This is a genomic window from Pseudomonas tremae, from assembly GCF_001401155.1.
Taxonomy (GTDB): domain Bacteria; phylum Pseudomonadota; class Gammaproteobacteria; order Pseudomonadales; family Pseudomonadaceae; genus Aquipseudomonas; species Aquipseudomonas tremae.
Window position 1 is genome coordinate 1 of sequence record NZ_LJRO01000341.1, and the last position, 310, is coordinate 310.

Annotated in this window: 1 pseudogene; it reads left to right on the forward strand. The window is 62.9% G+C overall.

What is annotated here, in order from left to right:
• Positions 1–291: pseudogene (locus ALO43_RS18730) on the forward strand (DNA circularization protein); the annotation flags it as partial.
• Between the last annotated feature and the right edge of the window lie 19 nt (positions 292–310).

The window sequence follows — 310 nt, forward strand, 5'->3', positions numbered from 1 at the left end:
GAACTGCGCGACACGCTGAGTTCGGCCATCTGGGAAGCGTCGTTGAAAGCCGATCCCGAACATTACCTGGCGCTCAACACGTTGCGTCAGGCGTTGATCAGGCACCTCAACGCGGTGGCGGCCTCCGGTGTACGTCTGGTGGACATGAAGGTCTCTGAGCCTTTGCCCGCGCTGGTGCTGGCCTATCGCCGATTCGGTGACGCCAGCCGGGCGCAGGAAATGGTGCAGCGCAATCGGCTGGCCCACCCGGGTTTCGTACCGCCAGGCACGCTGAAGATCGCACAGGAGTGACCCATGATCGACCCTAACG